The organism is Streptomyces sp. RP5T (assembly GCF_003933965.1).
Classification (GTDB): Bacteria; Actinomycetota; Actinomycetes; order Streptomycetales; family Streptomycetaceae; genus Streptomyces.
In genome coordinates this window covers 19,982-28,407 of sequence record NZ_RSAJ01000046.1, presented here as the reverse complement: position 1 = coordinate 28,407, position 8,426 = coordinate 19,982, and the positions used below count along the sequence as shown (strand labels likewise).

The 8,426-nt window shown below is 72.0% G+C and carries 8 protein-coding genes; 4 read left to right on the top strand and 4 right to left on the bottom strand.

The genetic code is table 11. The annotated features are described in order from the left end of the window. Window positions 1–1,178, bottom strand: a 1,178-nt coding sequence (locus EHS43_RS07865; RefSeq protein ID WP_148104024.1) for an AarF/ABC1/UbiB kinase family protein, incomplete at its 3' end; no start/stop codon positions are given. Then, window positions 1,171–2,388: a TOMM precursor leader peptide-binding protein gene (locus tag EHS43_RS07860; RefSeq protein ID WP_125189808.1), complete on the bottom strand. Its 1,218-nt coding sequence runs from the start codon at window positions 2,386–2,388 to the stop codon at window positions 1,171–1,173. The genes EHS43_RS07860 and EHS43_RS07865, both read right to left, overlap by 8 nt. 262 nt (window positions 2,389–2,650) lie before the next feature. Here EHS43_RS07860 and EHS43_RS07855 point away from each other — a divergent pair, with 262 nt between their 5' ends. The 4 genes from EHS43_RS07855 to EHS43_RS07840 all read left to right on the top strand — a co-directional run bounded on the left by EHS43_RS07855 (window position 2,651) and on the right by EHS43_RS07840 (window position 6,386). Then, entirely contained in the window at window positions 2,651–3,247 is a 597-nt protein-coding gene (locus EHS43_RS07855; RefSeq protein WP_125189806.1) for a M48 family metallopeptidase, read from the top strand. A 115-nt stretch (window positions 3,248–3,362) separates the two neighbouring features. Beyond that, window positions 3,363–4,949: a TerD family protein gene (locus tag EHS43_RS07850; RefSeq protein WP_125189805.1), complete on the top strand. Its 1,587-nt coding sequence runs from the start codon at window positions 3,363–3,365 to the stop codon at window positions 4,947–4,949. 4 nt (window positions 4,950–4,953) lie between these two features. Next, window positions 4,954–5,631 carry an AIM24 family protein gene (locus EHS43_RS07845; RefSeq protein WP_125189804.1) on the top strand — a complete coding sequence of 226 codons (678 nt, stop codon included), beginning with the start codon at window positions 4,954–4,956 and terminating at the stop codon, window positions 5,629–5,631. A gap of 17 nt (window positions 5,632–5,648) precedes the next feature. Next, a complete protein-coding gene (locus EHS43_RS07840; RefSeq protein WP_125189803.1) occupies window positions 5,649–6,386 on the top strand; it encodes an AIM24 family protein in 738 nt (245 codons plus the stop codon). Window positions 6,387–6,457: 71 nt separating this feature from the next. Here the strand turns inward: EHS43_RS07840 and EHS43_RS07835 are convergent, their stop codons facing one another. Next, window positions 6,458–6,979 (bottom strand): NUDIX hydrolase, encoded by a 522-nt coding sequence (locus tag EHS43_RS07835; protein WP_125189802.1) that lies wholly within the window; start codon window positions 6,977–6,979, stop codon window positions 6,458–6,460. Next, a complete protein-coding gene (locus tag EHS43_RS07830; protein ID WP_125189801.1) occupies window positions 6,976–8,409 on the bottom strand; it encodes a zinc-dependent metalloprotease in 1,434 nt (477 codons plus the stop codon). The genes EHS43_RS07835 and EHS43_RS07830 overlap by 4 nt, the downstream gene beginning before the upstream one ends. Window positions 8,410–8,426: the final 17 nt, after the last annotated feature.

Genomic DNA, 8,426 nt, shown 5'->3' with positions numbered 1-8,426 from the left:
GGGGAGCGGGGGTCGGCGATCCGGGCGGCCTGGCTGCGCATCCAGCCGCGGGTGAAGGTGAACTCGTCGACCTCGGCCGGTTCGATGATCGGCAGGAGGTAGTCGAGGACGGCGTCGGGGTCCAGCTCTATGGACTCCTTGACGAAGCCCTCCATACAGAGCAGTTCGTAGACCGCCTCCGCCTCGCCGTCCAGCGTCATGCGCAGGCTGGTGCCGATGGTGTCCGGCAGACCGCCCACCAGCCGGTCGACCGTGCCGAAGTCCAGCACGCCCAGGCGCCAGTCGTCCTCGCCGTCCGGGCCGCCGGGCAGCAGCCGGAAGTTGCCCGGGTGCGGGTCGGCGTGCAGCAGTCCGGTGCGGGCGGGACCGGAGAACAGGAACCGGGCCAGGAGCTGCCCCGCGCGGTCGCGCTGCTCCTGGGTGCCGTCGGAGATCACCTCCGACAGGGGGACCCCGTCGATCCACTCGGTGATCAGGACCTGGTCGCTCTGGTGGACCACGGCCGGAACCACGACGTCCGGATCGTCCGCGAACTCCTCGGCGTGGGTCTGCTGGGCCTGCGCCTCCAGGCCGTAGTCGAGCTCCTCCGAGACCCGGTCGCGCAGCTCGGCGATGAGAGGCTTGATGTCGATACCGGGGACCAGGGGCCCCAGCAGGCGGGCGAAGCGGCCCAGTTGGTTCAGGTCGGACAGCAGGGCCTCGCCGGCCCCCGGGTACTGGACCTTGACCGCCACCTCGCGCCCGTCGTGCCACACGGCCCGGTGCACCTGGCCGATCGACGCCGCCGCGGCCGGCTTGTCGTCGAACTCGGCGAACAGCTCCCGCCAGTCCTTGCCCAGCCGCTCGTCTAGCACCGAGTGCACGGTGCGGGTCGGCATCGGTGGCGCCGCCTCCTGGAGCTTGGTCAGGGCGGCGCGGTAGGGGCCCGCGACCTCCTCCGGGAGCGCCGACTCGAAGACGGACAGGGCCTGGCCGAACTTCATGGCCCCGCCCTTGAGCTCCCCGAGCACCTTGAAGAGCTGGTCCGCGGTGCGCTGCTGCAGCTCGCGGCCGACGATCTCCGCGGACTCGCCCACGATCCGCTTGCCGAGTCCCCAGGTGGCCCGCCCGGCGAAGCCGAGCGGGAGCGCGGCGAGTTTGGCGGTCCGGGTGACCGCCTTCCGGGGAAGATCAGACATGCGCCCTCCAGGTCCCAGCCGGCCGTGGCGCCCTTGCCCTGCGGCACAGCTCCTCCGACGACCGATGCTCTGCCATTGTCTCGTGCGCAGCCTCCTCCTTGGAGGTGTGTTCTCCCTTACCTTTCTCCGCGGCCCCGCACGGACATGCGGGATGCGGCCGGACCGGGCGCGCGTGCCAGGTCAGACCGGGCAGCGACACCTCCCAGCGGGCGCCCACGCTGGAGGGGACCCGGCCGTCCAGGAAGGCGAGCGCGTGCGCGGCCGCGAGGCCGGCGACCGTCATGGCAAGGGCCAGGTCGCAGGGGCGGGCCGGAAGCCTTCTGCTGCCCGAGCGCCACTGGGCCACCAGCCGGGGCCAGGTCCGATCGCGATCGGACCGTGTCTCGTGCAGACAGCCCGCGCAGCCCGTCTCGCCCGGCAGGACGAGGGGGCCGACCACTCCCGTCGCCTCGACCACACCGGCGTACAGATGAGGGGTGCCGGTCCGGACGAAGGGCTCGCCGGTGGCCGGGGCGGGCGCGTGGACGTCGACGTCGTCCCGTGGGGCGAGCACGACCAGCGAGTACCCCGGGTCGTCCGCCTCCACCGAGGCCCGGGAACCCTGGCGCGGCGCGCGTCCCGGAGCCGCCGCGGACACCGCCCGGCGCGCCGCGAGATCCCTGCGGTTGCCGACGGAGGCGGCGGGCAGCCCGCCCGGGGCGACGTCCCCCGGCTCGACCCGGCCGCCGTCCCGCACGTCGACCTCTCCGACACCGGCTCCCGAGAGCAGCGCTGCCAGCACCACGCCCACCCGGCCGGCCCCCCTGACCTGCACGCGCAGTGAGCGGCGGGCCGCCAGGAGTCTCATCGCGTCACCCGGCTCCGAGGTGGTCAGCGAGAGGGACGCCAGGTCGGGTGCCAGCCGGTCGAGAACCTCTTTGTCCTCCCGCAGCGCCTCCGCGGCCGGCCCGCCGCCCCTCGCGTCGTCGACCAGCCCGGCCCGCGCCAGCCGTCCCACCAGCGTGTCGACATGGCCGTCGGGCAGATCCATACGGCGGGCCTCCTCCCGCAGCAGCGGGAGACCGCGCGTGCCGTTGAGCAGGTCGAGGAAGCTGCCCGTCGCCGTGTCGACCGGGCCCAGTGTCAGCGCGTGCGCCGGGGTCATCCCGAACTGCACGGTGTTGAGGTCGCGCCAGCCGCGCCGGAAGGCGGGCTTCATCCGCGGAATCATGGTGTGCACCGGTGGAACCACTGCTTGCATGACAGGCCCCCGTAGCCCTCGTAGAACGTCCCCGTCCGCCGCCGTGGCCCGGGCGACCGTCGGTCGCGGCCGTGGCGGCGATGCCAGCATGCCCCGACCCGGAGGGAGGGTGCCGAAAGTTGTCCACAGGTGAGGGCTATTCGTCGTACAAATCGGACGCATGGCGGGCGATCGGGAGCCGAACCGTCCCGGAGTCGGGACTTCCCCCGTGTGCAGCGGGTAACGTCGAGGCGTGCCCGCCGACCCACTGCACAGCGCCGGAACGACACAGCGCAGCACGACGAGCCTGCCGCCGAGCGGCTCGGGGGCGAGCGCGATCGAGGTCCGCAGGAGCAGCCGTCGCCGACGGACGGTCTCCGCGTACCGCGAGGGCGATCGCACCGTCGTGCTCATCCCTGCCCGCATGTCCGAGGCGGAGGAGCAGCGCTGGGTGAGCGTCATGCTCGACAAGCTGGCCGCCCAGGAGAGCAAACGGGTCCTCGGCGACACCGAGCTCTCCGAGCGTGCCCGGCGCCTGTCGGCCCAGTACTTCGAGGGCCGGGCACGGCCCGCCTCGGTGCGCTGGGTCACCAACCAGAACACCCGCTGGGGTTCGTGCACCCCGTCCGAGGGCAGCATCCGGCTCTCGCACCGGCTCCAGGGCATGCCGGAGTACGTCGTCGACTACGTCCTGCTGCACGAGCTCGCGCATCTGCTCGTGCCCGGACACGGGCCCCGTTTCTGGCGGCTGCTGGAGGCGTATCCGCGCACCGAGCGGGCCAAGGGCTATCTGGAAGGCGTGGTGGCCGCGGACCGGTTGCCGCACCTCTCGGACGTCCCCGGAGAGTGACCGCCCACTCGAACGGGTTTTTGTACCGGATCTGTACCGACCTCCACCGGTGTCCGAGTTTGCCGTTAGCCTGTCGCGACGCACTCGCATTCGGGATGGGGGAAGGTCGTTACGCATGGCCAGGGAATTCCAACGCGGCCACAAGGCCAAGATCAGTGACCTGACCGCGGGCACGGACCTGTACGTGGGCGTACAGATCTCCGGCCCCGGACTGACCTTCGACATCAGCTGCTTCGGCCTCGACGCCGACGAACAGCTCTCGGACGACCGCTACTTCATCTTCTTCAACCAGCCGAAGTCCCCCGAGGACTCCATCCAGCTGCTGGGCGCGCAGTCGGGCGACACGGAGTCGTTCCGGGTCACGCTCGACCGGATTCCGCCGCAGATCCAGAAGCTGTCCTTCACGGCCACGATCGACGGCGCCGGCCAGATGTCGCAGATCGCCCCCGGCTACCTCAGGATCGTCGCGGGCGGCGAGGAGGTGGCCCGCTACCCGTTCGACGGCAGCGAGTTCTCCACCGAGCGTGCCGTGATGGTGGGCGACCTGTATCTGAAGGACGTCTGGCGGTTCGCCGCGGTCGGCCAGGGCTTCGACGGCGGCCTGGACGCGCTGCTGAAGAACTTCGGCGGCGAGGTCGCCGAGGAGGAGCCCGCGTCCGCTCCCCAGCAGCCCGCGGTCCCGGCCCAGTCCCCGGCACCGGCCTTTGCGCCGCCCCCGCAGGCCGCGCCCGCACCGGCCCCTTCGTTCGGCGCGCCGCAGGCCCCCGCGGCCGCCCCGTCCGTCCACACCGCTCCGACGATGGCCGGGACCACGCCGCCCGCCGCGCCGGCGAGTCCGCCGACGTTCACTCCTCCGGGTCAGACCTTCACGCCTCCCGGAGCGCCGCCGGCGGGTCAGTACGCGCCTCCCGGCGCCCCCGCGGGTCAGTTCTCGCCGCCGGGCGCTGTCGCCGGGCAGTTCGCGCCTCCCGGTGCTCCCGGCGCCTTCCCCGGCCAGGCACAGCCCTTCGGCGGCGGCACCCAGCTCGCCCCCGTGCCGCCGGAGGCCAACGTCCGGGTCGTCCTGACGAAGTACGCGGAAGCCCCCGTCGGCGACCGCTGGACCGAGCAGAACGCCAACCTGGTGCGGGCCACCCTCACCAAGGACGCGCCCATCCTCGCCAAGCAGGGCAGCATGGTCGCCTACCAGGGCGACATCGACTTCGCCCACAAGGGCTCGGGCCTGCTCGGCAAGCTCACCGGCGCCCTCACCGGCCAGGGGATGTCCCTGATGCGCTGCACCGGCAACGGCGAGGTGTTCCTCGCCGACGAGGCCAGCCGGGTCTTCGTCATCCGCCTCCAGGGCGAGCAGATCTACACCAGCGCCCAGGGCGTGCTGGCTTTCGACGAGACCCTGGAGACCGAGGTCCGCCGCATCGAGGGCGCGGGGCTGCCCGGCGGAGGCTTCTTCAGCATGCTCTTCTCCGGCACGGGAGCGGTCGTCGTCAAGACGCGCGGGGTGCCCGTCGTGTTGCCCGTCGGCGCGGCCACCTACGTCGACGGCAACGCCGTCATCGCCTGGTCCGCCGGTGCGCAGGCGGTCACCACGACCTCGCTCAGGCTGCGCCGCTCCGGGTACGCCCGGCAGACCACCGAGGCCGTGAACCTGCAGTTCCGCGGCGCTCCCGGCAACTTCGTCGTCGTACAGCCCTTCGAGGTGTGAGGCCATGGACTCCCAGACTCTGAGTGCGCACCGCGCCGCCGCGACCGGCGTCCGCATGAGTGTGCACAGCTCCAAGACGCTCAAGGTCACCATGGTCACCGGGCAGGACCTGATCGCCAAGGCCGGCTCGATGATCGCCTACGACGGCTATGTGCAGTTCGACGCGGCACCCGCGAGCCTGCGCCGCTCGGCGGAGGAGATGGTCACCGGCGAAGGCGGCCGGCTGATGCTGGCGCGCGGTGACGGTGACCTGTACCTCGCCGACTACGGCGGCGACATCCTCGTCATGCACCTGAACGGCGAGGCCCTGTCGGTCAACGGTGCCACCCTGCTGGCCTGCGATGCCTCGCTGGACCTCGCCATCGAGCCGGTCAAGGGGCTCGCGAAGCTGTCCGGCTCCGGCCTGACCAACCTCGTCATCAAGGGCACCGGCTGGGTCGCGCTGGTCAGCCGGGGCATCCCGATGGCCCTGGACTGCGCCGAACGCGAGACGTACGTCGACCCGGACGCGCTCGTCGCCTGGACCACCGGTCTGGAGATGAAGGCCCGCCGCACGATCAAGGCGAGCGCCCTCATCGGCCGCGGTAGCGGCGAGGCCTTCCAGATCGGCTTCAAGGGGCAGGGCTTCGTGGTCGTCCAGCCGAGCGAGGACACCGGCGACCGATTCAAGATCCGGGGCTGAGGGGAGCACCAGGCACCATGCACAGCACACTCTTCGCACACGTCCCGGTCGAGTCGACCGGGCGCTACACCCTGCAGAACCCGCAGCTCCTGAAGACCGACGTCACCCAGGGCAGCAGCCCCGTGCTCGCCCGGCAGGGCGCCATGGTGGCCTTCGAGGGGCAGATCGAGTTCGACAGCCAGTACCGCAACCGCAGCTGGCGCAACGCCGAGCGGATGACCGGTGAGCGCCTGGAACTCATGCGCTGCAAGGGCAACGGCATCGTCTACCTGGCGAACCTCGCCCAGCACCTGCACATCATGGAGGTCGGCAGCGGCATCACGGTCGACAGCTCCTACGTCCTGGCCTTCGACGGCTCCCTCGGCGTCGGCATCGTCGCCGTGGACAGCGCCGTCGAGGTGGCCGCCGCGGGCGCCTACAACCTGGAGCTGTCCGGCTCGGGCCAGGTCGTGCTGATGACCTCGGGCGAGCCGCTGGTCCTGGAGGTGAGCCCGGAGAAGAACGTCTGCGTCGACTCCGACGCCGTCATCGCCTGGTCCACGTCCCTGCGCACCCAGCTCCAGGCGCCCACCTCCACCTCCGGAGTGTGGCGCCGCCGCGGCACCACGGGTGAGGGCTGGGAGATGCACTTCGGCGGCACCGGCCACGTCCTGGTCCAGCCGAGCGAGCTCCTGCCGCCGCAGGGCATGCGCAACGGCGGAGTGCTCGGCCAGTTCGGCATGCGCGGCAACTCCCTCGGAGGCAGCAACAGCTAGACCCCGCGAAGGTCAGTTGTAAGGGGCGCCCGGCAATGCCGGGCGCCCCTTACAACTGGCGGAGAACAAGCTCACATCCGCGCGCGCGTCGCTTCCAGCAGTCGTACGACGGACTCGTCGGCGACCTCCGCCACCTCGCCGTAGGCGAACCACCGGACGTCCAGTGACTCCTCGCTGATCCTCTCCACGGCGCCGGGCGGGGCCAGGGCCGCGTACTGGACGTCGAAGTGCCAGTGGCAGGGTGCCGGGATCGGGTGCCGGTCCAGGCGGACCGGGCCGCCCGGCAGCAGGGTCAGTCCCGGCACGCCCGACTCCTCCGTGGCCTCACGCAGGGCCGCCGCCGCCAGGGAGGCGTCCTGGGGCTCGCAGTGGCCGCCCATCTGGAGCCACATCCGCAATTTCTTGTGGAGGGTGAGCAGGACCTGTCCGCGGGACGGGTCGATCACCAGGGCGCTCGCCGTGACGTGCCCCGCGTGACAGGCCTTCCACACGCCGTCCGGGTGGGCCGCCAAGTGGTCCAGGTACGCCTGGCGCAGCTCCTCCTGACCCTCGTAGCCCTTCAGGACCAGGATCGCGTCGTCGTGCAGGCTCACTCCGCGCCGTCACCCTCGCCGGAGTCGTCCTTCTTCCTCAGGTCCGGCTTGCCGTCCGCCGCCTCGCCGAGCATCTTGTCCAGCTCGGAGAAGTCGAGCTGCTCGCGGTGCACGAAACCGTCCGGGTCGTCCAGGTCGGACGCGGTCGGCAGCATGTCCGGGTGGGCCCACAGGCCGTCGCGGCCGTCGACACCGCGCGCGTCGGTGAGCGAGGCCCACAGACGGGAGGCGTCCCGCAGGCGGCGCGGGCGCAGCTCCAGGCCGATCAGCGTGGCGAAGGTCTGCTCGGCCGGGCCGCCCGAGGCGCGCCGGCGGCGCAGGGTCTCGCGCAGCGCGTCGGCGGACGACAGCCGCGGCTTCGCGGCCGCGTGGACCACCGCGTCCACCCAGCCCTCCACGAGCGCCAGAGCCGTCTCCAGACGGGCCAGGGCCGCCTTCTGCTCCGGGGTGTCCTCCGGCTGGAACATGCCCTGCTGGAGGGCGTCCTGCAGCTGCTCGGGGTTCTGCGGGTCGAACTGGCCGACCACGTCCTCCAGCTTGGCGGTGTCGACCTTGATCCCGCGCGCGTACCCGTCGACCGCGCCGTACAGGTGCGAGCGCAGCCACGGCACGTGAGCGAAGAGGCGCTGGTGGGCGGCCTCGCGCAGGGCGAGGTACAGCCGCACCTCGTCCCCCGGCACACCCAGGTCCTTGCCGAAGGCCTCGATGTTCGCCGGGAGCAGCGCGGCCTTGCCGGCCGGGCCCAGCGGCAGGCCGATGTCGGTGGAGCCGACGACCTCGCCCGCGAGCACACCGACGGCCTGCCCGATCTGGGTGCCGAACATGGCGCCGCCCATCGAGCGCATCATGCCGATCAGCGGGCCGGCCATGGCCTGCATCTCCTCCGGCAGCACGTCGCCCATGGCGGTGCCGACCCGCTCGGCGACCGGGTCGACGAGCTCCTTCCACGCGGGCAGGGTCGCCTCGACCCACTCCGCGCGGGACCACGCCACCGCGGAGCCCGCCCCCGACGGCAGCGACGTCGCGTCGTCGAGCCACAGGTCAGCCAGGCGTACGGCCTCCTCGACCGCGCTGCGCTCGGCGGGACCGATGCTCGCGTCCTTGGTGCCGTCCGCGGTGCCCTGGGACACCGTCTGGCGGGCGATCTGCTTGGCCATGTCCCAGTTCACCGGGCCGCCCTCGTACGAGAGCATCTGGCCCAGCTGCTGGAAGGCGGCGCCCAGGTCGGTGGGGTTCAACGAACCGAACATGGCTGCGAGCGGATTGTCCGCACCGGGGCCGCCAAAGCCTCCGGCTCCGGGCAGACCGCCGAAGCCGAACGGGTTGGCCGGTCCCTGACCACCACCGCTCTCCTGGTCCTTCTTCTTGCCCTCGTCGCCGTCGTCCGGCTCCTCCGGCGGAAGGCCGAATCCGAATGGGGTGTCACTCACGGGATTCCTCGGCTGGT

Coding starts and splice junctions, on each gene's coding strand:
- EHS43_RS07850 (WP_125189805.1), top strand. CDS start 3,363: ATGGCCAGGGAATTCCAACGCGGCCACAAGGCCAAGATCAGTGACCTG.
- EHS43_RS07840 (WP_125189803.1), top strand. CDS start 5,649: ATGCACAGCACACTCTTCGCACACGTCCCGGTCGAGTCGACCGGGCGC.
- EHS43_RS07845 (WP_125189804.1), top strand. CDS start 4,954: ATGGACTCCCAGACTCTGAGTGCGCACCGCGCCGCCGCGACCGGCGTC.
- EHS43_RS07860 (WP_125189808.1), bottom strand. CDS start 2,388: ATGATTCCGCGGATGAAGCCCGCCTTCCGGCGCGGCTGGCGCGACCTC.